The 23,985-nt window shown below is 72.0% G+C and carries 25 protein-coding genes; 17 read left to right on the forward strand and 8 right to left on the reverse strand.

Going from position 1 to position 23,985, the window contains the following annotated elements:
• Window positions 1-113: 113 nt before the first annotated feature.
• On the reverse strand, window positions 114-1,172 hold the full coding sequence (sepH, locus tag ACZ4V6_RS29860) for a septation protein SepH (RefSeq protein WP_467833507.1): 1,059 nt from the start codon (window positions 1,170-1,172) through the stop codon (window positions 114-116).
• Window positions 1,173-1,644: 472 nt separating this feature from the next.
• On the opposite strand from sepH, the gene ACZ4V6_RS29865 reads away from it, so the two are divergent.
• Window positions 1,645-2,511, forward strand: a complete 867-nt coding sequence (locus ACZ4V6_RS29865; RefSeq protein WP_467833509.1) for a hypothetical protein — start codon at window positions 1,645-1,647, stop codon at window positions 2,509-2,511.
• Here the strand turns inward: ACZ4V6_RS29865 and ACZ4V6_RS29870 are convergent.
• The gene (locus tag ACZ4V6_RS29870; protein WP_467833511.1) at window positions 2,435-3,772 is read right to left on the reverse strand and encodes a D-arabinono-1,4-lactone oxidase; all 1,338 of its coding nucleotides are present in this window, start codon (window positions 3,770-3,772) and stop codon (window positions 2,435-2,437) included. The genes ACZ4V6_RS29865 and ACZ4V6_RS29870 overlap by 77 nt on opposite strands.
• Window positions 3,714-4,970: an MFS transporter gene (locus ACZ4V6_RS29875; protein WP_467833512.1), complete on the reverse strand. Its 1,257-nt coding sequence runs from the start codon at window positions 4,968-4,970 to the stop codon at window positions 3,714-3,716. Before ACZ4V6_RS29875 ends, ACZ4V6_RS29870 begins: the two co-directional genes overlap by 59 nt.
• A 140-nt stretch (window positions 4,971-5,110) precedes the next feature.
• On the opposite strand from ACZ4V6_RS29875, the gene ACZ4V6_RS29880 reads away from it, so the two are divergent.
• Window positions 5,111-6,238, forward strand: coding sequence for a ferrochelatase (locus ACZ4V6_RS29880; RefSeq protein ID WP_467833514.1), 1,128 nt, complete (start codon window positions 5,111-5,113; stop codon window positions 6,236-6,238).
• A gap of 8 nt (window positions 6,239-6,246) precedes the next feature.
• Complete coding sequence (locus ACZ4V6_RS29885) at window positions 6,247-7,065, forward strand: inositol monophosphatase family protein (RefSeq protein ID WP_467833516.1); 819 nt, start codon at window positions 6,247-6,249, stop codon at window positions 7,063-7,065.
• Between the two features lie 81 nt (window positions 7,066-7,146).
• Here the strand turns inward: ACZ4V6_RS29885 and ACZ4V6_RS29890 are convergent, their stop codons facing one another.
• Window positions 7,147-7,320: a hypothetical protein gene (locus ACZ4V6_RS29890; RefSeq protein ID WP_467833517.1), complete on the reverse strand. Its 174-nt coding sequence runs from the start codon at window positions 7,318-7,320 to the stop codon at window positions 7,147-7,149.
• A 477-nt stretch (window positions 7,321-7,797) separates the two neighbouring features.
• On the opposite strand from ACZ4V6_RS29890, the gene ACZ4V6_RS29895 reads away from it, so the two are divergent.
• From ACZ4V6_RS29895 to ACZ4V6_RS29910, 4 genes are all read left to right on the forward strand, one after another.
• Window positions 7,798-8,451 (forward strand): response regulator transcription factor, encoded by a 654-nt coding sequence (locus ACZ4V6_RS29895; RefSeq protein ID WP_003993508.1) that lies wholly within the window; start codon window positions 7,798-7,800, stop codon window positions 8,449-8,451.
• Between the two features lie 6 nt (window positions 8,452-8,457).
• Complete coding sequence (locus ACZ4V6_RS29900; RefSeq protein WP_467833519.1) at window positions 8,458-9,705, forward strand: sensor histidine kinase; 1,248 nt, start codon at window positions 8,458-8,460, stop codon at window positions 9,703-9,705.
• A 406-nt stretch (window positions 9,706-10,111) separates the two neighbouring features.
• Entirely contained in the window at window positions 10,112-10,408 is a 297-nt protein-coding gene (locus tag ACZ4V6_RS29905; protein WP_003993510.1) for a DUF4193 domain-containing protein, read from the forward strand.
• Between the two features lie 13 nt (window positions 10,409-10,421).
• The gene (locus ACZ4V6_RS29910; protein ID WP_467833520.1) at window positions 10,422-11,339 is read left to right on the forward strand and encodes a hypothetical protein; all 918 of its coding nucleotides are present in this window, start codon (window positions 10,422-10,424) and stop codon (window positions 11,337-11,339) included.
• Between the two features lie 13 nt (window positions 11,340-11,352).
• Here ACZ4V6_RS29910 and ACZ4V6_RS29915 read toward each other — a convergent pair whose 3' ends face one another.
• On the reverse strand, window positions 11,353-11,814 hold the full coding sequence (locus ACZ4V6_RS29915; protein ID WP_467833521.1) for a DUF3093 domain-containing protein: 462 nt from the start codon (window positions 11,812-11,814) through the stop codon (window positions 11,353-11,355).
• Between the two features lie 57 nt (window positions 11,815-11,871).
• Here ACZ4V6_RS29915 and ACZ4V6_RS29920 point away from each other — a divergent pair, with 57 nt between their 5' ends.
• From ACZ4V6_RS29920 to ACZ4V6_RS29945, 6 genes are all read left to right on the forward strand, one after another.
• Entirely contained in the window at window positions 11,872-12,456 is a 585-nt protein-coding gene (locus ACZ4V6_RS29920) for a PaaI family thioesterase (protein ID WP_467833523.1), read from the forward strand.
• The gene (gene dut / locus ACZ4V6_RS29925) at window positions 12,453-13,004 is read left to right on the forward strand and encodes a dUTP diphosphatase (protein WP_467833524.1); all 552 of its coding nucleotides are present in this window, start codon (window positions 12,453-12,455) and stop codon (window positions 13,002-13,004) included. Before ACZ4V6_RS29920 ends, dut begins: the two co-directional genes overlap by 4 nt.
• Before the next feature lies 1 nt (window position 13,005).
• Entirely contained in the window at window positions 13,006-13,758 is a 753-nt protein-coding gene (locus ACZ4V6_RS29930; RefSeq protein ID WP_403522113.1) for a DUF3710 domain-containing protein, read from the forward strand.
• A 175-nt stretch (window positions 13,759-13,933) separates the two neighbouring features.
• Complete coding sequence (locus ACZ4V6_RS29935; protein ID WP_467833526.1) at window positions 13,934-14,626, forward strand: ABC transporter ATP-binding protein; 693 nt, start codon at window positions 13,934-13,936, stop codon at window positions 14,624-14,626.
• 201 nt (window positions 14,627-14,827) lie between these two features.
• Window positions 14,828-15,226, forward strand: coding sequence for an OB-fold nucleic acid binding domain-containing protein (locus ACZ4V6_RS29940; protein ID WP_362490820.1), 399 nt, complete (start codon window positions 14,828-14,830; stop codon window positions 15,224-15,226).
• Window positions 15,227-15,229: 3 nt separating this feature from the next.
• A complete protein-coding gene (locus tag ACZ4V6_RS29945; protein WP_467833528.1) occupies window positions 15,230-16,072 on the forward strand; it encodes a DUF3159 domain-containing protein in 843 nt (280 codons plus the stop codon).
• Between the two features lie 67 nt (window positions 16,073-16,139).
• On the opposite strand, the gene ACZ4V6_RS29950 is transcribed toward ACZ4V6_RS29945, so the two are convergent.
• The gene (locus ACZ4V6_RS29950; protein WP_467833530.1) at window positions 16,140-16,817 is read right to left on the reverse strand and encodes a potassium channel family protein; all 678 of its coding nucleotides are present in this window, start codon (window positions 16,815-16,817) and stop codon (window positions 16,140-16,142) included.
• Window positions 16,817-17,488 carry a potassium channel family protein gene (locus ACZ4V6_RS29955; protein WP_467833532.1) on the reverse strand — a complete coding sequence of 224 codons (672 nt, stop codon included), beginning with the start codon at window positions 17,486-17,488 and terminating at the stop codon, window positions 16,817-16,819. Before ACZ4V6_RS29955 ends, ACZ4V6_RS29950 begins: the two co-directional genes overlap by 1 nt.
• Window positions 17,489-18,004: 516 nt before the next feature.
• On the opposite strand from ACZ4V6_RS29955, the gene ACZ4V6_RS29960 reads away from it, so the two are divergent.
• The 4 genes from ACZ4V6_RS29960 to ACZ4V6_RS29975 all read left to right on the forward strand — a co-directional run bounded on the left by ACZ4V6_RS29960 (window position 18,005) and on the right by ACZ4V6_RS29975 (window position 22,420).
• Window positions 18,005-20,065: an APC family permease gene (locus ACZ4V6_RS29960; RefSeq protein ID WP_467833533.1), complete on the forward strand. Its 2,061-nt coding sequence runs from the start codon at window positions 18,005-18,007 to the stop codon at window positions 20,063-20,065.
• Between the two features lie 75 nt (window positions 20,066-20,140).
• A complete protein-coding gene (locus tag ACZ4V6_RS29965) occupies window positions 20,141-21,493 on the forward strand; it encodes a class I SAM-dependent RNA methyltransferase (RefSeq protein ID WP_467833535.1) in 1,353 nt (450 codons plus the stop codon).
• A gap of 343 nt (window positions 21,494-21,836) precedes the next feature.
• A complete protein-coding gene (locus ACZ4V6_RS29970) occupies window positions 21,837-22,031 on the forward strand; it encodes a ribbon-helix-helix protein, CopG family (protein ID WP_007445201.1) in 195 nt (64 codons plus the stop codon).
• Complete coding sequence (locus ACZ4V6_RS29975) at window positions 22,028-22,420, forward strand: type II toxin-antitoxin system death-on-curing family toxin (protein WP_467833536.1); 393 nt, start codon at window positions 22,028-22,030, stop codon at window positions 22,418-22,420. Before ACZ4V6_RS29970 ends, ACZ4V6_RS29975 begins: the two co-directional genes overlap by 4 nt.
• 358 nt (window positions 22,421-22,778) lie before the next feature.
• Here ACZ4V6_RS29975 and ACZ4V6_RS29980 read toward each other — a convergent pair whose 3' ends face one another.
• Complete coding sequence (locus ACZ4V6_RS29980; protein ID WP_467833538.1) at window positions 22,779-23,972, reverse strand: acyl-CoA dehydrogenase family protein; 1,194 nt, start codon at window positions 23,970-23,972, stop codon at window positions 22,779-22,781.
• Between the last annotated feature and the right edge of the window lie 13 nt (window positions 23,973-23,985).

Below are 23,985 nucleotides of genomic sequence, written 5' to 3' on the forward strand. Positions count from 1 at the left end.
ACGCCCCCGGCAGCCCACGGACCCCGGCAGCCCACGGACCCCGGCGGCCCGGCAAACGCGTTCGGGCCGCACCCTGCGGGGTGCGGCCCGGACACGTGCGGGGGAGAGCCCGCCTACTCCTGCTTCTTGCGCCGTGTCCCGAACACGATCTCGTCCCAGCTCGGCACCGCCGCGCGGCGCCCCGGACGGACGCCGTCGGCCTCGGCTTGGCGGTCGGTGGAGCCGGTGAGGCGGTCGCGGTGGCTGCCCACGGAGCGCGGCATGAGCACGTCGGCGTAGGCGGCTCCGGCCGACGCGGCCGGGGCGGGGGGCTCCTCCACCCCGGGTTCCTCGGCGGGCTCCTCCACCGGTTCCGGCGCGCGCTCGGGGACCACCAGATCGCCCCGGAAGCTCGGCACCGCCTCCAGCAGACTGGTCAGCGAGTCCCGCTCGCGTTCGCCCGAGGCGGTGGCCGCGGTCTCCTCGGCCGGTTCGGACGGCTGCGCGGGCAGGCTCGGCCGCTCCCGGTGCTCCCGGTCGAGCGTGCGGTCCAGCGGCCGGTCGCGCGGTAGCCGCGCGATGCGCGGGACGAAGGGGAAGCTGGGCTCGTTCGCCGCGAGGTCGTCGGTCTCGCCGATCAGCGCGCGCGCCTCGTCGTCGACGGCCTGGACGAGCCGCCGGGGCGGGTCGTACGTCCAGCTCGCCGAGTGCGGCTCGCCCGCGACCAGGTAGACCAGCAGGACCTCCCAGGTGCCGTCGTCGCGGCGCCAGGAGTCCCACTGCACGGTGTCCTTCTCGGCGCCGCGCAGCAGCAGCCGTTCCTGGACGGCCTCGCCGAGGGGCGGCCCGGAGTTCTCGCCGGGGCGGCGGACGGGGGTCTTGCGGGCCCGCTCCGCCATGAAGGCGCGCTCGGCGAGGACGGGGCCCTCGAAGCGGCGTACGCGGTCGACGGGGATGCCGGCCATCTGGGCGACTTCTTCGGCGGTCGCACCGGCTCGTATACGTGCCTGGATGTCGCGGGGGCGGAGATGGCTCTCCACCTCGATCTCGATCTGGCCGAGGCGGGGACGGTCACCGCGTACGGCGGCCCGGAGCCGCTCGTCGATCGGAAGCGTGTACTCCGTGCTGTCCGCAGCCTTCAGCACCAGCCGTGTGCCGTCATTCGAGACGGCCACGACACGCAGTTCGGGCATGGGGACCTCCCGGGTGGTGCCTGCCGACGTCACGTGCGTCGCTGCTTCCGCTCTGTCGAGTGTGGCCTGCCCGGGTGCAGCCTGCCACAACCTTGCCGAGTTGCCCGGCGTGTCGGGCGCGGGCCCTGGATCGCCGTTATGGCACGGTTACCTTTTCGCAACGCTAAGTGACCAACCGCGTCACCCAGTGCAACTAGCCCCCTCCCGGCGGTCCTTCGAGGCCCCGGACCCCCTGTCGGGAGTCCGGACCCAGGGCTCGCAACAGTACTCCATTCGGACCACCTGCGTGGATCGGCGCGCCGCCCGACTTCGAGCGCGAGGTGGTACTCGGCCGCCCCCGTCGCGGTTTCCGCGACCCGGCGCGTGGCGTACTTCACGGAATCGCCAGAAACGGAACCAATGGTTTCGGCCGTACGTCCCCTTCTCGTGCAGTTGATCGATCACGTACGGGAAAGACAGGCAAGGTCCGGGGATGCGTGAAAAGCCCGATGTCGTCGGTGAGGCGGACATGCGTACGGAGGTGGAATCCAAGCGGATCGACTTGAGCGTGCCCCAGGTCGCGGGCAGCGCCCTGGCGGCGGTGGTCGCCGCCAAGCTCGCCTCCTCCTTCGGCGTCTACGGCACGATCCTCGGCGCCGGCCTGATCAGCGTCGTCGCCACCTGCGGCGGCCCGGTGTTCCAGCACTTCTTCAAGCACACCGCGGAACAGTTGAGGACCAGGCGCGCCGCCGTGGCCGGTGCCGCGGCGGGTGCCGGACGCTCCGGCGGGCGGACGGCGCCCGCTCCCGGCGAGTTCACCGAGGGCACCGTCTACCGCGCACGGGTCAGGAGCTGGAAGCGGCCCCTGCTCGCGGCGGCCCTCGTCTTCGGCGTCACCATGGGCGGGATCACCGTCTACGAAGCCGTCTCCGGCCGCAACCTGAGCGGCGGGCACAGCACGACCGTCGGCAGCGCCCTCTCCGGGCACGGCGACTCCGCGCCGGATCCGGGGAAGCCGGGCGGTACCGGCGGTTCCGAGGACTCCCCGGCCCCGACGGGCTCGGCGGACCCGGCGGATCCGGAGGATCCGGAGGACCCCGGCACCGGCGGCGAGGCGCCGGCGGCGACTCCGTCCGGAACCCCGAGCGGCTCCGGGGGCGGTACCTCGCCGGACGGCACCTCCCCGGAGGACGGCGGCACCGGGACCGGCCCGGCGCCCACGCCGAGCGCCACCGGGAGCGACGAGCCCGGCGAGGGCGCGAGCCCGGCCCCCGACGCCTCGGCTACGACCCCAGAACCCGGCGCAGGTAGTCGTTCTGGAACCGGCGATCAGGGTCAAGACGGTCCCGCAGCGCCGTGAACTCGCCGAAGCGCGGGTACACCCCGGCGAAGTACTCGGCGTCCCGCGTGTGCACCTTGCCCCAGTGCGGGCGCCCCTCGTGCGCGGTGAAGATGCGCTCGGCGGCGGTGAAGTAGGACCGGTAGGGCGTGCCCCGGAACATGTGGACGGCGATGTACGCGCTGTCGCGGCCCGAGGCGGTGGACAGCGTGATGTCGTCGGCCGGGGCCGTCCGCACCTCGACCGGGAAACTGATCCTCAGCCCCGACCGGTCCACCATCGCCTTCAGCTCGCGCAGCGTCTCGACCACGGCCTCGCGCGGAACGGCGTACTCCATCTCCACGAACCGCACCCGGCGCGGGGAGGTGAAGACCCGGTAGGGGATGTCGGTGTACGTCCGCGCGGACAGCGCCCTGCTGGAGATCCGCGCGATCGCCGGGACGGTGGCGGGCGCCGCGCGGCCGGCCCAGTTGGCCGCCTGGAAGACGCCGTTGGAGAGGAACTCGTCGTCCAGCCAGCCCTTCAGGCGCCCCACCGGTCGCGCCGGGCCCGCGCTGCGGTTGTTGCGCTTGGTGTTGGTGCTGTCGGTGTGCGGGAACCAGTAGAACTCGAAGTGTTCGTTCTCGGCCCACAGTTCGTCGAAGTCGGCGAGGACGCGCTCGAACGGCATCGGTTCCTCGCGGGCCGTGAGCAGGAAGACCGGTTCCACGGCGAAGGTGATCGCGGTGACGACGCCGAGGGCGCCGAGGCCGATCCGGGCGGCGGCGAAGACCTCGGGGTTCTCCTTCTCGGAGCACGTGAGCACCGAGCCGTCGGCCGTGACCAGTTCCAGGCCCTTGATCTGGGCGGCGATCGAGGCCGAGTCGCGGCCCGTGCCGTGGGTGCCGGTGCTGGTGGCCCCGGAGACCGTCTGCTCCATGATGTCGCCCATGTTCGTGAGCGACAGTCCCTCGCGCGCGAGGGCCACGTTGAGCCTCTTGAGCGGGGTGCCGGCCTCCACCGTGACCGTCATGGCGTCACGGTCGATGCGGCGGATGCCGGTCAGCAGGTGAGGACGGATCAGCACCCCGTCCGTCGCGGCTATGGACGTGAAGGAATGCCCGGTGCCGACGGCCTTGACCCGCAGCCCGTCCTCGGCGGCCCTGCGCAGGACCTGGGCCAGTTCGTCGACGGACGCGGGGGCGACCTCCCGCGCCGGACGCGCCGAGACGTTGCCGCCCCAGTTACGCCACGTGCGGTTCTTCCCGCTCGTCTTCCCGCTCGCCGTGCGTGTGCTGCTCAACGGTCCCTCCCCGACGCGGAGCCGGCCGCTTGAGCCGGCGGTACCCGAGGAAACCGACCGCGACCGCGACGGCCCCGGCGACCGCCGGAACCCCGTACCCCGCACGCGCCCCGGCCGCGTCGATCACCCAGCCGCCCACGGACGAACCGAGCGCCACCCCGACCGCGAGCCCGGTGCTCACCCAGGTCATGCCCTCGGTGAGCTGTGCGCGTGGTACGTGCTCTTCGATGAGGGACATCGTCGTGATCATCGTCGGAGCGATGGACAGACCCGCAACGAACAGTGCCGCGGCCAGAAACGGCAGGTTTCCGACCAGTAGGAGGGGGATCATACTCACGGCCATCGCACAGACGCCCAGCAGCCAGCGCCGCTCGGGCGGCCCGGCGAAGCGCAGCAGACCGAAGACCATGGCCGCCGTGCAGGAGCCCGCCGCGTACAGGGCCAGCACGAGGCTGGCGGCGGCCTTGTGCCCCTCCTCCTCGGCGAAGGCCACGGTGACCACGTCGACGGCCCCGAAGATCGTCCCCGTGGCCGCGAACGTGGCGACCAGGACCTGCAGCCCCCGGGAGCTCAGCGCGGTGCCGCCGCCCTTGTGGTCGCGCGGGTGCGGCACGGGCTCGGTGGCGCGCTGGGCGGTCAGCCAGAAGACACCGGCCGCCAGGAAGCAGGCGGCCAGCAGCGGGCCGGCCTCCGGGAACCACGCCGTGGACAGGCCGATGGAGATGATCGGCCCGAAGATGAAGCAGACCTCGTCCACCACGGACTCGAAGGAGTACGCGGTGTGCAGCTGCGGAGTGCCTCGGTAGACGGCCGCCCAGCGGGCCCGGACCATCGCGCCGAGGCTCGGCACGCAGCCGATGCCCACGCAGGCCGCGAACAGCACCCAGTCCGGCCACCCGTAGTGGGCGGCCGGCAGCAGCACGGCCGCCGCGGTGAGCGACACCAGCGTGGCCGGACGCAGCACGCGCCGCTGGCCGTACCGGTCCACCAGCCGCGAGACCTGGGGTCCGGCCACGGCGGCGGCGAGCGCGATGGTGGCCGACAGCGCGCCGGCCAGTCCGTACCGGCCGGTGAGCTGCGAGACCATCGTCACCACGCCGATGCCCATCATCGACAACGGCATCCGGCCGAGGAAGCCCGCGAAGGAGAAGCCCTTGCTGCCGGGGGCGGCGAACAGGGCGCGGTAGGGGCTGGGCAACGAGGTCTCCGATAACGGCTCAGTAAGGTGCGATCGCAGTCGATACAGCTTACGCGCCGGGGCGCTTGGAAAGTACCCCGCGGACGCGCCGCGGCCACCCGCCGACGCCCTGTGTCAGTGCCGGGTGGCAGGATCGGGACATGCCTGACGTGCTCGATGCCAGCCCCTACGACGCCCTGCTCCTGCTCTCGTTCGGCGGCCCGGAGGGCCCGGACGACGTGGTCCCGTTCCTGGAGAACGTGACGCGCGGGCGCGGTATCCCCAAGGAACGCCTCAAGGAAGTCGGTCAGCACTACTTCCTCTTCGGCGGGGTCAGTCCCATCAACGACCAGAACCGCGCCCTGCTGGACGCCCTGCGCGAGGACTTCGCCGAGCACGGCCTGGACCTGCCGGTCTACTGGGGCAACCGCAACTGGGCGCCGTACCTGACGGACACCCTGCGCGAGATGGTCCGCGACGGCCGCCGCCGCATCCTCGTCCTCGCCACCAGCGCCTACGCCTCGTACTCGGGCTGCCGCCAGTACCGGGAGAACCTCGCGGACGCGCTCGCCGCCCTGGAGGCCGAGGGCCTCGAACTGCCGAGGATCGACAAGCTGCGGCACTACTTCAACCACCCCGGCTTCGTCGAGCCCATGGTCGACGGTGTCGTCCGGTCCCTCGCCGACCTCCCCGAGGAGGTCCGGGACGGCGCGCACATCGCCTTCTCGACCCACTCGATCCCCACCGCCGCGTCCGACGCCTCCGGCCCCGTCGAGGAGCACGGCGACGGCGGTGCCTACGTCCGCCAGCACCTGGACGTGGCGCGGCTGATCGCCGACGCCGTCCGGGAGCGCACCGGCGTCGACCACCCCTGGCAGCTCGTGTACCAGTCGCGCTCCGGCGCCCCGCACATCCCGTGGCTGGAGCCCGACATCTGCGACCACCTGGAGGAGCGCCACGCGGCCGGCGTCCCCGCCGTGGTGATGGCACCCATCGGCTTCGTCTCCGACCACATGGAGGTCCTCTACGACCTCGACACGGAGGCCACGGCGAAGGCCGGGGAGCTGGGGCTGCCGGTGCGCCGTTCGGCCACCGTCGGCGCCGACCCGCGGTTCGCCGCCGCGGTCCGCGACCTCGTCCTGGAGCGGGCCGCCGTCGAGCGCGGCCAGGAGGTCGCGCCGTGCGCCCTGGGCGCGCTCGGCGCGAGCCACAACCTGTGCCCCGTCGGCTGCTGCCCCGCCCGCACCCCCCGTCCCGCCGCCGCCGGCGCCGACAGCCCCTACGCCTGAGGAGCCCCGTGACCGACGTGACGACCGACCCCCTGCACACGGAGTTGCTGACGATCGCCCAGGAGGCGGCCCACCGGGCGGGCGAACTGCTGCGCGACGGCCGCCCGGCCGACCTCGGGGTCGCGGCCACCAAGTCGAGCCCGATCGACGTGGTGACCGAGATGGACATCGCCGCCGAGAAGCTGATCACCGGCCTGATCTCCGACCGCCGGCCGGACGACGGCTTCCTCGGCGAGGAGGGCGCCGCCGTCGAGGGCACCAGCGGCGTCCGCTGGGTGATCGACCCGCTCGACGGCACGGTCAACTACCTCTACGGCCTGCCCACCTGGGCGGTCTCCATCGCCGCCGAGCAGGACGGCGAGCGGGTCGCCGGGGTGGTCGTGGCCCCGATGCGGGGCGAGACGTACTGGGCCGTCCGGGGCGGCGGGGCCTGGGCGACGGGAGCATGGGGCGGCGAACGGCGGCTCGCCTGCCGGCCGGCGGCGCCCCTGGACCGGGCGCTCGTCTCCACCGGCTTCAACTACGTCGCCGAGGTCCGCGCCGAGCAGGCCGAGGTCGCGCGGCGGCTGATCCCGCTCGTGCGGGACGTCCGGCGCGGCGGTTCGGCCGCGATCGACCTGTGCGACGTGGCCGCGGGCCGCCTCGACGGCTACTACGAACGCGGACTGCACCCCTGGGACCTCGCCGCGGGCGACCTGATCGCCCGGGAGGCGGGCGCGGTGACCGGTGGACGCCCCGGGGAGCGCCCGTCACGCGACCTGACGATCGCGGCCACCCCCGAGGTCTTCCAGCCCCTCCAGCGGCTCCTGGTGGACTTCGGCGCCTGACACCGCTCCCACGTCCCCACGGCACGACACGACGGGGCCCCGGCGCTGGATCCCGCCGGGGCCCCGTCGCTCACGGGCCGGTCAGACGCCGGTCGCTTCGACCTCCACACCGTGCTCGGCGGCGAGACGGCGCAGGTCGTCGAGTTCGCCCAGCTCGACCTCGACGAGGAACTCGTCGCCCTCGTCGCGGGCCCGGGACAGGTCGGACTCGGTCGTCTTTATGCGCTGCAGAAGTCCTGCGGTGAAAGCGTCCATGCTGCGCCCCCTCGTCCTGGGTCGTGGGTCGGTGGCACGGGGGTGTGCCGGTTCGGAAGGGACGATCACGTCTCCGGTGGAGTGCCCAGCGCTGCCCTGCCGGGCGGCGACGGTGCCGGACACCCACGCCCGCTCTGCGGAAGCGGACCACGGAGCACCGCGTGGCGCGCGGTACAGACAGAGCGTGATCGCGGGGTGTAAAGCCGTCCTCCCCCTGCTCCCTCCCGCGGAAACCTCAACGGCACGAGAAAATCTCGCATTCCCGGGTAGGCGATCCCGGTGGACGGTCTTTTCCGGACGTCCGTCCTCCGCCCGGCCGTGTTCCGCCGGCCGCTTCCGTCCGCCCCTCGCCGGCCCCCGTCTTACAGCCGACTTATGACCGAAAAGGGCAGGATGGAGGCCAACACACCCACGAGACCCCCTGCCCCCGTGCGTCCGAGCGGCGTCACGCGGGTGGACACAGGAAGGACAAGCGACGTGCGCGTACTCGTCGTCGAGGACGAGCAGCTGCTCGCCGATGCGGTGGCCACCGGACTGCGCCGGGAGGCCATGGCCGTCGACGTCGTGTACGACGGTGCGGCCGCCCTGGAGCGCATCGGCGTCAACGACTACGACGTGGTCGTCCTCGACCGCGACCTCCCCCTCGTGCACGGCGACGACGTCTGCCGCAAGATCGTCGAACTCGGCATGCCCACCCGCGTGCTGATGCTCACGGCCTCCGGCGACGTCAGCGACCGGGTCGAGGGCCTGGAGATCGGCGCCGACGACTACCTGCCCAAGCCCTTCGCCTTCAGCGAGCTCATCGCGCGCGTGCGCGCGCTGGGCCGGCGCACCAGCGTGCCCCTGCCGCCCGTCCTGGAGCGCGCCGGGATCAAGCTCGACCCCAACCGCCGCGAGGTCTTCCGCGACGGCAAGGAGGTCCAGCTCGCCCCCAAGGAGTTCGCCGTGCTGGAGGTGCTCATGCGCAGCGAGGGCGCGGTCGTCTCCGCGGAGCAGTTGCTGGAGAAGGCGTGGGACGAGAACACCGACCCGTTCACCAACGTCGTGCGCGTGACCGTGATGACCCTGCGCCGCAAGCTGGGCGAGCCGCCCGTCATCGTCACCGTGCCCGGCTCCGGCTACCGGATCTGATCGGCCGTGACGACGACACCCGCACCCCCCGGGGCACCCCCGAAGCCCACCTGGGACCCCCGTCCGGCGGCCCCCCTGCCGTGGCTGCGCCCCACCATCCGGATAAGGCTCACGCTGCTGTACGGCGGCATGTTCCTGATCGCGGGCATCCTGCTGCTGTCGATCATCTACCTGCTGGCGGCGCAGGCGCTGAACACGGGCAACGAACCGCTTTTCAAGATCGTCGGCGGCACCGACATCAGGGTCGCCAGCGACAAGTGCCCGGTCGTGAACAACGCGAGCAACCTCTCGCTGTCCACGTTCAACGCGGCGATCAGCGAGTGCGTCGACCACCAGCGCCAGGTCGCCCTGGACAACCTGCTCAGCCGCTCGCTGCTGGCCCTGCTCGGCCTCGCCGTGATCGCCTTCGCCTTCGGCTACGCGATGGCCGGCCGCGTCCTGTCGCCGCTGGGCCGGATCACCCGCACCGCGCGCGCCGTGGCCGGTTCGGACCTGTCCCGGCGCATCGAGCTGGACGGCCCGGACGACGAGCTCAAGGAGCTGGCCGACACCTTCGACGACATGCTGGAGCGATTGCAGCGGGCCTTCACGGCCCAGCAGCGTTTCGTCGGCAACGCCTCGCACGAGCTGCGCACACCGCTCGCGATCAACCGCACCCTCCTGGAAGTGCACCTGTCCGATCCGGACGCCCCGGTGGAGCTCCAGCAGCTCGGCAAGACGCTCCTGGCCACCAACGAGCGCAGCGAGCAGCTCGTCGAGGGCCTGCTGCTGCTGGCCCGCAGCGACAACCAGATCGTCGAGCGGGGGCCCGTGGACCTCGCCGAGGTCGCCGGCCAGGCCATCGACCAGGTGCACGCCGAGGCGGAGGCCAAGGGCGTGCGCATCACGGGCGACCGCGAGCCCGCGGTGGTCCGGGGCAACGGCGTGCTGCTGGAGCGGATCGCGCTGAACCTGGTGCAGAACGCCGTGCGCTACAACGTGGCCGAACAGGGCTGGGTGGAGGTCACCACGGCGGTCGAGAACGGCCAGGCGGTCCTGGTCGTCACCAACACGGGCCCGGTCGTGCCGGCGTACGAGATCGACAACCTCTTCGAGCCGTTCCGGCGGCTGCGCACCGAGCGCACGGGCAGCGACAAGGGGGTCGGCCTCGGCCTGTCCATCGTGCGGTCGGTGGCCCGGGCGCACGGCGGGCACATCTACGCGCAGCCGCGCGAGGGCGGGGGGCTCGTGATGCGTGTCACGCTCCCGGTCTGAGATCATGACCCCGACATCTCGCCGGGGCCCGGGGATGTTCGCTTTGAGCGGAATTTCCAGGTCGCCGTCCAGAGGTTCGCGTGTGTGATCGATCACAGCGGCGGCTTTCCCGCTCCCCACTCTCCGTGATCATGCACCCTGTCCGAAGGCCGGGAAAATCCTGGTTTTCAGGGGTCCTGATCACGGGAAGTACACGGTGAGACGCCTTTGAAGTGCGGCATTCGGACCGTGTACGGTCCCCATCGCCATCCACGCCGATCACTCTTGAGGAGTCCGGTTGGGTGTCGATTGAGTAACAGACCTTGATGTGAGGCAAAATCTCCGCCTCGGGTCGGGCACAAGTCCGGCCTCTCACGCGTTACGTGCGCTGGAGACACCCGCAGACACCCAGAGGGGGAGAGCGACCATGGCCACCGATTACGACACTCCACGCAAGACCGACGACGACGTCGACTCGGACAGCCTTGAAGAGCTGAAGGCCCGGCGGAACGACAAGTCCGCCTCGGCCGTCGACGTCGACGAGTTCGAGGCCGCAGAGGGCCTCGAACTTCCCGGCGCCGACCTTTCCAACGAGGAACTGGCCGTCCGTGTGCTGCCGAAGCAGCAGGACGAGTTCACCTGCATGAGCTGCTTCCTGGTGCACCACCGCAGCCAGCTGGCCCGGGAGAAGAACGGCCAGCCGATCTGCCGCGACTGCGACTGAGGCGGGGTCGGCCGTGACCGGCTCGACCCCTCCCTGGAAGCGCCGCTTCTCCGCGCGAGGAGCGGACCAAGGGCCGTCCGACGGCCCACAGCGCGCGCGTGACGACGAGCGGGGCCCGACCGATTCGGGGACGGCCTCGCTCGAAGCGGGGAACGGCCGGGACGACCTCCCGGCGACCGTCCGGACACCGGCGCCCGCTGCCCGGCGCCGGGCAGCGGCGTTCCGGGACAGGACGGGGCAGGGCGTCCGCAAGGGCGGCGACCGTGCCAGGGCCGCCCTGGCACACCTCGCCGACCGCGTCGTCGATCTGGCCCCGCGCGTCCCCGTACGGGACCTGGCGACGCTGCGCGGGCAGTTCCCCGGGCTCGGCCCCGAGGAACTCGCCGACCGTCTCGTGGCCGGCGCCACCCGGAGCACCGCGACCGTCGGCGCCGGGATCGGCGCGGCGGCGATGCTCCCCGTACCGCCCGCGATGCCCACCGAGCTGGCCGCCGAGGTCACCGGCGTGGCGGCGATCGAGCTCAAGCTGATCGCCGAACTCCACGAGGTCTACGGCGTGCGCCCGCCCGGCACCCTGATGCAGCGCAGCACCGCGTACCTGAACTCCTGGTCGGACGAGCGCGGCGTCGAGGTGACCAAGCCGGCGTCCTTCGGCACGGCGATGAACAGCCAGATGAAGCGCCAGCTGCGCCAGCAGGTCATGAAGCGCACGGTGCGCAACCTGCCGAACCTGATGCCGTTCATGGTGGGCGCGGCCGTGGGCGCTCTCATGAACCGGCGCGACACCCGGAAGCTGGCCGACCGCATCCGCGCGGACCTGCGCAGACGACAGGTGCCCTGGGACGCCCTCGAGGAGCTTCCCGCTCTGGAGAGCCCCGAGGACGCCCTCGACATGGACGCCCTCGGAAGGGACCTCGGGCGCGGGCACTGACCCCGCGCGTGCGCTACGCGGCCGCCTTCGCCGCCCGCAGCGCCTCGACCAGCCGCTCCGGCTCGCGGGTCGACAGGTACAGGTAGGGGGTCGGGTCCTCGGGGTCCGTGACCTCGACGCGCACGGCCGTCGGAACGTAGGCGCGCAGCAGCATGAAGGCGCGGGTGTCGGCCTTGTGGGTGCGCCAGGCACGCGCCTCCTCCGCGTCGAGGACCTCCGCCTCGCCCAGGGCCGTCAGCGGCACCTTCGCCTCGCCCGCGACCAGCGAGTCACCCACGACCCGGATGCGGACCGCGCCGTACGAACTCGTCACCACCGCCGCCGCGGCCGTGCCGCCCGCCAGGCCGCCCAGCATCGGCAGCGTGCCCAGGGGCAGCAGGATCAGGGCGAACGAGAGGCCCACCAGGAAGGAGATCAGCCACCAGGAGCGGGGCGCGGTGAGACGTTCTTCGTACGGGGTGGCGGAGAGCTGCATGAAGCAAGCTTGGCACGGTATCGGTGATCGGCCGACGCGCGGGTAAGGTCTGCGCCTGTGAGTGGTACTTCCCCGGCTCTTCAGCCCCCCGCCGACGCCGTGAGACCCGTACGGCACCCCGACGCGCCCGCCCCCGGCGAACTGCTCGGCGCGCACTACGGCCAGTGCTTCGGCTGCGGCGGCGACCAGCCGCACGGACTGCACCTGCAGGCGCGGGCCGGCGAAGGCGTGGCGATCACCGCCGAGTTCACCGTCCAGCCCGCCCACCAGGGCGCCCCCGGCCTGGCGCACGGCGGCGTGCTGGCCACGGCCCTGGACGAGACCCTCGGCTCCCTGAACTGGCTGCTGCGGACCATCGCGGTGACCGGCCGGCTGGAGACCGACTTCCTGCGGCCGGTGCCCGTGGGAACGACGCTGTACCTGGAGGCCGAGGCGACCGCGACGGCCGGCCGGAAGATCTACTCCACCGCCACCGGCCGGATCGGCGGCCCGGACGGCCCCGTCGCCGTCCGCGCCGACGCGGTGTTCATCGAAGTCAAGATCGACCACTTCGTGAACAACGGCCGCGAGGAGGAGATCCGCGCCGCCATGGACGACCCGGACCAGCTCCGCCGCGCCCGCGCCTTCGAGGTGAACCCGTGAGCCGCGAGCCCCTGGACGTCCTCGTCCGCCGCGTCGACCCGGACGTGCCGCTCCCCGCCTACGCGCAGCCCGGCGACGCCGGAGCCGACCTGCGCACCACCGTGGACTGCGAACTGGCCCCCGGGGAACGGGCCGTTCTGCCCACCGGCGTGTCTGTGGCGCTCCCCGAGGGGTACGCGGCCTTCGTGCACCCGCGTTCCGGTCTGGCCGCCCGCTTCGGTGTCGCCCTCGTGAATGCCCCGGGGACGATCGATGCCGGGTACCGTGGGGAGATCAAGGTGATCGTGGTGAACCTCGACCCGCGCGAGAGCGTACGGTTCGAGCGCTTCGACCGGATCGCCCAACTGGTCGTCCAGCAGGTCGAGAGGGTCCGCTTCCGTCCGGTCGCGGAACTTCCGGGATCGGCGCGGGCCGAAGGGGGCTTCGGGTCCACCGGCGGTCACGCCGGGACGGACCGTGCGAGCGGCACAAGCGGTCAGGTCGCCGAGGGTGGCCCGACGGGTGGGAATCGATACGCTTCGGTCGTATCCGACCGGGAAGGACAGTGACGTGTTCGGACGTCGCAAGAAGAGGGATGCCGCCGAGGACGCGGCCGGCGAGGCCGAGCAGGTCGTCGACAGCGTCGACACCGAGGCGGACGAAGGGCGCGAGCGCGTGCGGCTCGAACCCGAACCGCGGCCCGACGGGCCCTGGGACAGCACCGAGGTCAGCGACCCGGGCGAGGGCCGGGTGGACCTGGGCGGCCTGTTCGTGCCCGGCGTCGACGGCATGGAACTGCGCGTCGAGGTCGCGGGGGACGCGATCGTCGCCGCCACGGTCGTGCTGCGCGACAGCGCCATCCAGCTCCAGGCCTTCGCCGCGCCCAAGCGCGAGGGCATCTGGGGCGAGGTGCGCGAGGAGATCGGCTCGGGCATCACCCAGCAGGGTGGCATCGTCGACGAGGTCGAGGGCCCGCTGGGCTGGGAGCTGCGGGCCCAGGTGCCGGTGCAGCTGCCCGACGGCACGAGCGGCTTCCAGGTCGTGCGGTTCGTCGGTGTGGACGGCCCCCGCTGGTTCCTGCGCGGAGTGATCTCCGGCCAGGGCGCGGTGCAGCCGCAGGCCGCCGGTCTGCTGGAGCAGATCTTCCGGGACACGGTCGTGGTCCGCGGCGACGGTCCGATGGCCCCCCGCGACCCGATCGTCCTCAAGCTGCCGAACGACGCGCAGATGGTCCCCGAGGGCGTCCAGCAGGAGGAGGGCTCCCGCTTCTCCGGCGGCATGGGCCAGCTCCAGCGCGGACCGGAGATCACCGAGGTCCGGTAAAGACCCCGTACGTTTTTCCGTACACGCACGACACGGTTTTCCGTACACGCACGACGAGGGCCGCGCCCCGCACGGGACGCGGCCCTTCGCCGTGTCCGGGGCCGCGTGGCCGGACCGCTTGAACGCCGGGCGTCCGCTGGCGATACTGGCGCCCGGTTCCGGCGGGGGAGGACACATGAACCAGGTGGTCACCGAGACCATGGTGCGCGTCGAGGACGTGCACAAGTCGTACGGCCACGGCACCGCCGCCGTCCACGCCCTGCGCGGCGTCTCCTTCGAGGTGCCGCGCGGCGAGCTGGTCGCCCTCGAGGGACGGTCCGGCTCCGGCAAGACCACGCTGCTCAACATCGTCGGCGGCCTCGACACACCGGACGCCGGGCGCGTCACGGTCGACGGCCGCGACCTCGCGGAGCTGGACGAGGACGGGCTGCTGGCACTGCGCCGCGACCGCGTCGGCTTCGTCTTCCAGTCCTTCGGGCTCATCCCGATCCTCACCGCGGCCGAGAACGTGGGCGTGCCGATGCGGCTGCGCCGGACCGCGCCGCGCGAGCGCGACGAGCGCGTCGGGCTGCTGCTCTCCCTGGTCGGCCTCGCCGACCACGCCGCCCAGCGGCCCGGCGAGATGTCCGGCGGCCAGCAGCAGCGGGTCGCCATCGCCCGCGCCCTGGCCAACGACCCCGCGCTGCTGATCGCCGACGAGCCCACCGGCCAGCTGGACGCCGAGACCGGACACGCCGTGATGGAGCTGCTGCGGGCCGTCGTCCACAGCGAACGGGTCACCGCCCTGGTCGCCACCCACGACGCCACGCTGCTCGACCTCGCCGACCGGGTGCTGGAGCTGCGGGACGGGGAGATCGTCGAGCGGTGACGCCGCGTACGACGGCGCCGCCGCTGCGAGGACGGACGCCGTCCGCCGGCCGAGCCCGTCCCGGGCGGCGGACCGCACCGCGCGGCCGCGCGGCGGACCGGAGGCGGGGGCGCCGCTTCGAGAAGTGAACCGGAGGAGCTTGTTCCAGGGCGGGTCCCGAGGGGGTGCATGGCTGTCGTCGTGCCCCGGTACGCTTCAGGTATGAGTGCTGCTCCTCGTTCCGACAAGCCGGTGGGCCGCTTCCGGCGCATGTTCGACCGGCTCTCCTCCTCGCAGGAGGACCTGGAGTCGGAGGAGCTCCGGGAGGACGCCGACACCGCCGGCTGCACGCGCATCGGGGACTGTCAGGACCGGCAGATCGTCACGGTTACTGGTACCTTGCGCACGGTCACCCTGCGTCCGCGTGCGGGCGTTCCGGCCCTGGAGGCCGAGCTCTTCGACGGCTCCGCCGCCCTGGACGTCGTGTGGCTGGGCAGACGCTCCATCGTGGGCATAGAGCCGGGGCGCAAGCTCATCGCATCGGGCCGGATCTCCATGAGCCGGGGCCGCCGGGTGCTCTTCAACCCGAAATACGAACTGAGACCCCTCGGACGGGAGTAGCCGGTGACGTCGCTCGACAAGCCGACCGAAGACACGGAGGCGCACGACGCCCGAGCGGTGACGGAGGCCGCGCTGTTCGAGGCGTTCGGCGGTGTGCGGGGCATGGTCGAGACGGTGCTGCCGGGGCTCCTGTTCGTCACCATCTTCACGATCAACAACGACCTCCACCTGTCGGCGATCGCGGCGCTGGCCGTGTCGCTGGTCCTGGTCGTGGTCCGGCTGGTGATGAAGGACACCGTCAAGCACGCCTTCAGCGGCGTCTTCGGGGTCGCCTTCGGCGTGGTCTTCGCGATGATGACCGACAACGCCAAGAACTTCTATCTGCCCGGCATGCTCTACACGCTGGGCCTGGCCCTGGCGTACATCATCACGACGCTGGCCGGAGTGCCCCTGATCGGTCTGATCCTCGGCCCGGTCTTCAAGGAGAACCTCTCCTGGCGCACCCGCAACCCGGGCCGCAAGAAGGCGTACGCGAAGGCGAGCTACGCCTGGGGCCTGATCCTGCTCGCCAAGTGCGCGATCCTCTTCCCGCTGTACTGGTGGGCGGACACCGAGCAGCTCGGCTGGGTCCTGGTCATCCTGAAGATCCCGCCCTTCCTGCTCGCCGTCTGGCTGACCTGGGTCTTCCTGGCGAAGGCGCCGGCCCCCATCGACGTGTTCGCGGAGATGGAGGCGGCGGAGCGGGCCGAGAAGGAGAGGGCCGGGCACGAGGCGCCGGGCCAGGGGGAGCGCGGGCCCGCGGCCGGGCTCGCCGGCGAGGCCGCCGACTCCGGTTCCCTGCCGCACTCCGCGGACGGCGAGAGCGGCACCGCGGACCCGCGCGGCGGCAGGCACCGCAAGGCGTGACGGCGTACGACGGTGGGGGCGCCCGGATCTCTCCGGGCGCCCCCACCGTCGTACCGCGTCACAGCCGTCAGCTCCGGGCGTCGCTCCGCCGCGCCGACAGCAGGTCCTCCAGCTGCTCCTCGCGGGCCTGCGCCGCCACGAACAACAGTTCGTCACCCGCTTCCAGCGAGTCCTCCTGGGACGGCGTCAGCACCCGGGTGCCGCGGATGATCGTGACCAGCGAGGTGTCCTCGGGCCACTGGACGTCCCCGACCTGGGTGCCGGCCAGGGCGGACTCCTCCGGCAGCGTCAGCTCCACGAGGTTGGCGTCGCCGTGGCTGAAGCGCAGCAGCCGGACCAGGTCGCCGACGCTCACCGCCTCCTCGACCAGGGCCGACATCAGACGCGGGGTGGAGACGGCGACGTCCACGCCCCAGGACTCGTTGAAGAGCCACTCGTTCTTCGGGTTGTTCACCCGGGCCACGACGCGCGGCACGCCGTACTCCGTCTTGGCCAGCAGGGAGACGACCAGGTTGACCTTGTCGTCGCCGGTCGCGGCGATGACGACGTTGCAGCGCTGGAGCGCCGCCTCGTCCAGGGACGTGATCTCGCACGCGTCGGCGAGCAGCCACTCCGCCATCGGCACGCGCTCGACCGAGATCGCGGTCGGCGCCTTGTCGATGAGCAGGATCTCGTGACCGTTCTCCAGCAGCTCGCCCGCGATCGAACGGCCGACCGCGCCGGCTCCGGCAATGGCGACCCTCATCAGTGACCGCCCTCCTCTTCGGGACCTCCGGCGAACGCCGCTTCGACCTTGTCGACCTCGTCGGTGCGCATCATCACGTGCACCAGGTCGCCCTCCTGCAGCACGGTCTGCGAGGAGGGCAGGATCGCCTCCCCGAGCCGGGTGACGAACGCCACCCGCACACCGGTCTCCTCCTGGAGCCGGCTGATCTTGTGACCGACCCAGGACGCGGAGGTGTGCACCTCGGCGAGCTGGACGCCCCCGGTGGGGTCGCGCCACAGCGGCTCGGCGCCCGAGGGGAGCAGCCGGCGCAGCATCTGGTCGGCCGTCCAGCGGACGGTGGCGACGGTGGGGATGCCGAGGCGCTGGTAGACCTCGGCGCGGCGGGGGTCGTAGATGCGGGCGGCGACGTTCTCCACGCCGAACATCTCGCGGGCCACGCGGGCGGCGATGATGTTCGAGTTGTCACCGCTGGAGACGGCGGCGAAGGCGCCGGCCTCCTCGATGCCCGCCTCGCGCAGGGTGTCCTGGTCGAAGCCGACGCCGGTGACCCTGCGGCCGCCGAACGAGGAGCCCAGACGGCGGAAGGCGGTGGGGTCCTGGTCGATCACGGCGACCGTGTGCCCCTGCTGCTCCAGGGTCTGGGCGAGAGCGGAACCCACGCGCCCGCAGCCCATGATGACAATATGCATGGCGTCACACCGCGCTTCCTGCGGGCACTGCCACCTTAGTGGATGTCGTGCTCATGTCTCTCTTTCGGCTCGCCTGGCGACATGTCGCGGCCAGTGTGCGGGCCGCAGGGGAACATCATGCCGGTGGCCGCCGACGGTGACGCCCCTAGGGGCCCGCGGAGCCGTGGCCCCCGCCCCCGCCCAACGTATCGGCAAGCCCGCGAAGGGCGCACGAGCCGCGTCATCCCCCGGCGGACGACCCCCGGCGGCCGATGCTGCGGATGCTGGCGAGGGTCAGGATTCCGAGGCCGACGAGCGCGACGGCGGCGCCGACGAGCTCTGCGGTCAGATGCATGGAACCTCCAGGGAGGACAACGGCCGGGAATCGCGCGGTGTTTGTCATATAGGCACGCCGGTCCCGCAACCTGCGGAATCCGCAGCCGCGGCACCCCTCGAATTCACCCGTAGAGCAGACGGCGGACGGACCGGGGGTGGCGGGTGGGCGGGCACCCGTTCGAGCGCTTACGATCCTCTGTTGTGTCCAAACTGACCGACGTGCCCAAGCGGATTCTCATCGGGCGCGCACTGCGCAGTGACCGGCTGGGGGAAACACTCCTGCCGAAGCGCATCGCCCTTCCCGTCTTCGCCTCCGACCCGCTGTCCTCCGTGGCCTACGCCCCCGGCGAGGTGCTGCTGGTCCTGTCCATCGCGGGCGTGTCGGCGTACCACTTCAGCCCCTGGATCGCCGTCGCGGTCGTCGTGCTGATGTTCACCGTGGTCGCCTCCTACCGGCAGAACGTGCACGCCTACCCGAGCGGCGGCGGCGACTACGAGGTGGCGACCACCAACCTCGGGCCGAAGGCCGGCCTGACGGTGGCGAGCGCGCTGCTGGTCGACTACGTCCTGACCGTCGCCGTGTCGATCTCCTCCGGGATCGAGAACCTCGGCTCCGCGATCCCGTTCGTCGTCGAGCACAAGGTGTTCTGCGCGGTCGCCGTGATCGTGCTGCTGACGCTGATGAACCTGCGCGGGGTCAAGGAGTCGGGCAAGCTGTTCGCGATCCCGACGTACGTCTTCGTCGGCGGCGTCTTCATCATGATCGCGTGGGGTGCGTTCCGGGGGCTGGTGCTCGGGGACAGCATGCGGGCGCCCACGGCGGACTACGAGATCAAACCGGAGCACCAGGGCCTGGCCGGCTTCGCGCTGGTCTTCCTGCTCCTGCGGGCCTTCTCCTCCGGCTGTGCCGCGCTCACCGGCGTCGAGGCCATCTCCAACGGCGTCCCGGCCTTCCGCAAGCCCAAGTCGAAGAACGCGGCCACCACGCTCTCGATGATGGGCCTGCTCGCCGTCACCATGTTCTGCGGCATCATCGCGCTGGCCGCCACGACCCACGTCCGGATGGCGGAGAACCCGGCCTCCGACCTGTTCCACAACGGCGTCGCCGTCGGCGCGGACTACGTCCAGCACCCGGTGATCTCCCAGGTCGCCGAGGCCGTGTTCGGCGAGGGCAGCTTCCTGTTCGTCGTGCTGGCCGCCGCCACCGCGCTGGTCCTCTTCCTCGCCGCGAACACCGCCTACAACGGCTTCCCGCTGCTCGGCTCGATCCTCGCCCAGGACCGCTACCTGCCGCGCCAGCTCCACACCCGCGGCGACCGGCTGGCCTTCTCCAACGGCATCGTGCTCCTGGCCGGCGCGGCCATGCTCCTCGTCGTCATCTACGGCGCCGACTCCACCCGGCTGATCCAGCTCTACATCGTCGGCGTGTTCGTGTCCTTCACGCTCAGCCAGATCGGCATGGTCCGCCACTGGAACCGCCACCTGGCCACGGAACGGGAACAGGCCAAGCGGCGCCACATGATCCGCTCGCGCGCGATCAACACCTTCGGCGCCTTCTTCACCGGACTGGTGCTGGTCGTCGTCCTCGCCACGAAGTTCACGCACGGCGCGTGGGTCGCCCTGCTCGGCATGTGCATCTTCTTCGCGACGATGACGGCGATCCGCAAGCACTACGACCGCGTCGCCGAGGAGATCGCCGCCCCGGAGACCGAGGAGCCCCCGAGCGACGACCTGGTCCGGCCCTCCCGCGTCCACTCCGTCGTCCTGATCTCCAAGATCCACCGCCCCACCCTGCGCGCCCTCGCCTACGCCAAGCTGCTGCGCTCGGACTCCCTGGAGGCGCTGAGCGTCAACGTCGACCCGGCGGAGACCAAGGCGCTGCGCGAGGAGTGGGAGCGGCGCGGCATCGACGTACCGCTGAAGGTGCTGGACTCGCCGTACCGCGAGATCACCCGGCCGGTCATCGAGTACGTCAAGGGCCTGCGCAAGGAGTCGCCGCGCGACGCGGTCTCCGTGATCATCCCCGAGTACGTGGTCGGCCACTGGTACGAGCACCTGCTGCACAACCAGAGCGCGCTGCGCCTCAAGGGCCGGCTCCTGTTCACCCCCGGGGTCATGGTCACCTCCGTCCCGTACCAGCTGGAGTCCTCCGAGGCGGCCAAGCGGCGGGCCCGCAGGCGGCAGGACTGGAACGCGCCCGGCGCGGTCCGGCGCGGTCCGGCGCACCACGACCGGTCGAAGGACTCCTCGCCGTCCACGTAGACTGGTCGGCTGTTGTCCTTCGCCGTTCTTCTCGCGGCGTCCGTCCCTCGTCCCGTTCTCTGGAGTCACCCCGCCATGCAGGCAGAACCGAACAAGTCGCAGGCGGAACCGGCCGCGGTGTCCCTGGTGGGAGAGGAGTACGAGGTCGAGATCGGCCCCGTCGCCCACGGCGGCCACTGCATCGCCCGTACGTCCGAGGGCCAGGTGCTGTTCGTCCGGCACGCGCTGCCCGGTGAGCGGGTCGTGGCCCGGGTGACGGAGGGCGAGGAGGGCGCGCGTTTCCTGCGCGCCGACGCCGTCGAGATCCTGGACGCCTCCAAGGACCGCATCGAGGCGCCCTGCCCCTTCGCCGGCCCGGGCCGCTGCGGCGGCTGCGACTGGCAGCACGCCAAGCCGGGCGCCCAGCGCCGGCTGAAGGGCGAGGTCGTCGCCGAGCAGCTGAGGCGCCTGGCGGGCCTCACCCCGGAGGAGGCCGGCTGGGACGGCACGGTGATGCCGGCCGAGGGCGACAAGGTGCCCGCCGGGCAGGTCCCGTCCTGGCGCACGCGCGTGCAGTACGCCGTGGACGACGAGGGCCGCGCGGGCCTGCGCAAGCACCGCTCGCACGAGGTGCAGCCGATCGACCACTGCCTGATCGCCGCCGAGGGCGTCAGCGAGCTGGGCATCGAGCGGCGCGACTGGACGGGCATGGAGACCGTCGAGGCGATCGCGGCCAGCGGCTCCCAGGACCGGCAGGTCATCCTGACCCCGAAGCCGGGCGCACGGCTGCCCATCGTCGAACTGGACCGCCCGGTCTCCGTCATGCGGGTCGGCGAGAAGGACGGCGGCGTCCACCGCGTCCACGGCCGCCCCTTCGTCCGCGAGCGCGCCGACGGCCGGACCTACCGGGTCGGCAGCGGCGGCTTCTGGCAGGTCCACACGAAGGCCGCCGACACGCTGGTCACGGCGGTCATGCAGGGCCTGCTGCCCCGCAAGGGCGAGACGGCCCTCGACCTGTACTGCGGCGTCGGCCTCTTCGCGGGCGCCCTCGCCGACCGCCTCGGCGACGAGGGCGCGGTCCTCGGCATCGAGTCCGGCAAGCGCGCCGTCGAGGACGCCCGGCACAACCTCGCCGGCTTCGACCGCGTGCGGATCGAGCAGGGCAAGGTCGAGGCGGTCCTGCCGCGCACCGGGATCACCGAGGTCGACCTGATCGTCCTGGACCCGCCGCGCGCGGGCGCGGGACGCAGGACGGTGGAGCACCTGTCGTCGCTGGGCGCCCGGAGGATCGCGTACGTGGCCTGCGACCCGGCCGCCCTGGCCCGGGACCTGGGGTACTTCCGGGACGGGGGGTACCGGGTGCGGACGCTGCGGGTGTTCGACCTGTTCCCGATGACGCACCACGTGGAGTGCGTGGCGATTCTCGAACCGGCCGCGAAGGGTTCCTGACCTGCGGTTGTGTGGTCAGGGGGAAGCGCTCGGCCTTTCCTCTCCGTACGGCGATCCGAGCGGACGGCGTCCCCCACGACCCTTCTGCCCTGAGCATTCACGGGGGCGCTGCATCGGAGGGCGCCGGCAAGGCCTCGTCCGGGGATTCCCGACGCTCGCACGACGCTCGGAGCGGGAATCCCGACCTGCCGGGCCTCTCCGGCCCGGGCCGGGCGGACCGGTTTCATCGACACGGGCAGGGACTTCCGGTACGTGAGTCCCGCTTCGCCTCCCCGGCGGCGGTGCAAGGCCGAGTGGCTGCTCTTGCTCCGCCGTTTTGATACCAGCCCGGTATCATGCCTGCATGGCGATGACACTCCGGCTCCCCGACGACCTTGACGCGAAGCTCACCGAGCGGGCTCGTCGGGAGGGGCGAAGCAAGCAGGAACTTGCCATCGAGGCCATCCGTGACGCACAGGACCGGGCCGAGCTGAAGGTCGATGACGTCCTGGCCGAGCTGATGGACAGCGATGCGGAGATCCTGGACTACCTGAAGTGACCGGCGTGCGCTACCTCCAGATCGACGAGATCCTGGCCATCGCCCGCACAGTCAACGGCACCGAACACAGCGTGCGCGACATGGGCCTCCTCGTGTCGGCGATCGAGCGACCCCGGACCAACGTGTTCGGGGCCGAGTTGTATCCCACGCTGCACGAGAAGGCTGCGGCACTACTGCACTCCGTCGCCCGCAACCACGCGCTGATCGACGGCAATAAGCGCACCGCCTGGCTCGCCATGCGCGTCTTCCTGCGGTTCAACGGCGTGAGCGCCGGTACCGTCCCGCCGCCCGTCTCCGTCGCCGGCCCGTTCGTCGAGGACGTCGCACAGGACGACGTCGACGTACCGGTCATCGCCAAGCGCCTCTCGACCTGGTTCCCCGTTTCCTGACGCTCGACGTCGTGCGGTGGGGGACGGGACGAGGTTCCGAAAGCGGCGCCGGCTCCACGCGTTCCGCCGGGCGGACTGATCCCGTTCCTCCGGGATCCGTTCGCTCGGCGGATCGATGCGTATGCCTCCGCGAGGCGGGGCGGCGAGTCCGCTCGGTGCGGAGAGGGCGTCCCGGGAGTGGGGCGACCGACGCCCACCGCACTCTGCCGACTCGGCCGGCTCCCGGCCCGGACGGGCACGGAGGCCGTAGCGCTCCTCGTCACCGACTGCGGCGTACGCGACCGCCTCCGCCCCGGCACGACGGTCCGAGCGGAGCGCGGCGGGCCCGGTGGGCGTGGCCTGCTCCGGGCGGTCGGCGTCAGTGGTGGAAGGCCAGAAGCTTGGCGATGCCGTTGCGCTGGATCTCGGACGTGCCGGTGAGGATGCGGAACATACGGATCTTGCGGAACAGGTACTCGATCTCGTTGCCCTGGGTCAGCCCCTCCTTCCCGTGGATCTGTACGGCCTCGTCGAGGATGCGGAAGGCGGACTCGGCGACGAAGAGCTTGCACATGAACGCCTCGGCGTGGACCTCGCGCCCCTCGTCCAGGGCTGCCAGGGCGGCGTACGTCATGGAGCGTGCGGCGTAGAGTTCGGTGGCCATGTCGGCGACCTTGTGCTGGATGGCCTGGAGCATGAGCAGGGGCCGGCCGGCGACCTGGCGGGCGCGGGTGCGGTCCAGGGTCAGCTGGACGGCGCGGCGGGTGGCGCCCAGCACGGTCGGGCAGTGCAGCAGGCGGTTGGTGGTGACCCGGCCGAGCGCGATGCGCATGCCCTCGCCCTCCTGGCCCAGGAGGTTGGCGGCGGGGACGTGGCAGTCGTCCAGGACGATGTCGCTCTCGATGTGCTCGCCGGACATCGGCGTCGCGCCGTCCTCGACTCGGCAACCGGGGCTGTCCAGGTCCACCAGGAAGGCGGAGAACCGCGGTTTGTCGCCCTCCTGTTCGCCGGTGCCGGCCATGCGCGCCACGACGATCGCGAAGTCGGCGAAGGGTCCGGCGGAGGAGAAGACCTTGTGCCCGGTCAGCCGGTAGCCGTCGCCGTCACGCACGGCGACCGTGCGCATGGAGCGCACGTCGGAGCCCGCGTCGGTCTCGGTGAGGGAGAAGCAGCAGGCCCGCTCGCCGCGGACCAGCGGCAAGAGGTACGTGTCCAACTGGTGCTCGGTGGCGTGCCCGAGGATGTCACCGGCGCGCAGCGGGCCGCCCATGTCGCCGAGCACGCTGTGCGCGAGGACGCGGCCGCTCGCGCCGACCTCCTCCTTCAGGGCGGCCAGTTGGGAGTACGTGAGGTTCTGGCCGCCGTACTCCTCGGGCAGGTGGACGCCGTAGAAGCCGAGTTCGCGACTGCGGCGCCAGACCGGTTCGAGGTCGGCGCGGGTGAGGCGGGTGGCGGGGGTGATGCCGTGTTCGCGTTCGTGGTCGGCGAGTTCGCCGTCGAGGTAGGCGCGCAGGCGGTCGACGAGTTCGGCGGTGCGCGGATCGGCGTAGGTGGGGCGCAGGGAGAAGGTCACCGGTGACTCCGTG

The organism is Streptomyces sp. NPDC029152, assembly GCF_055564355.1.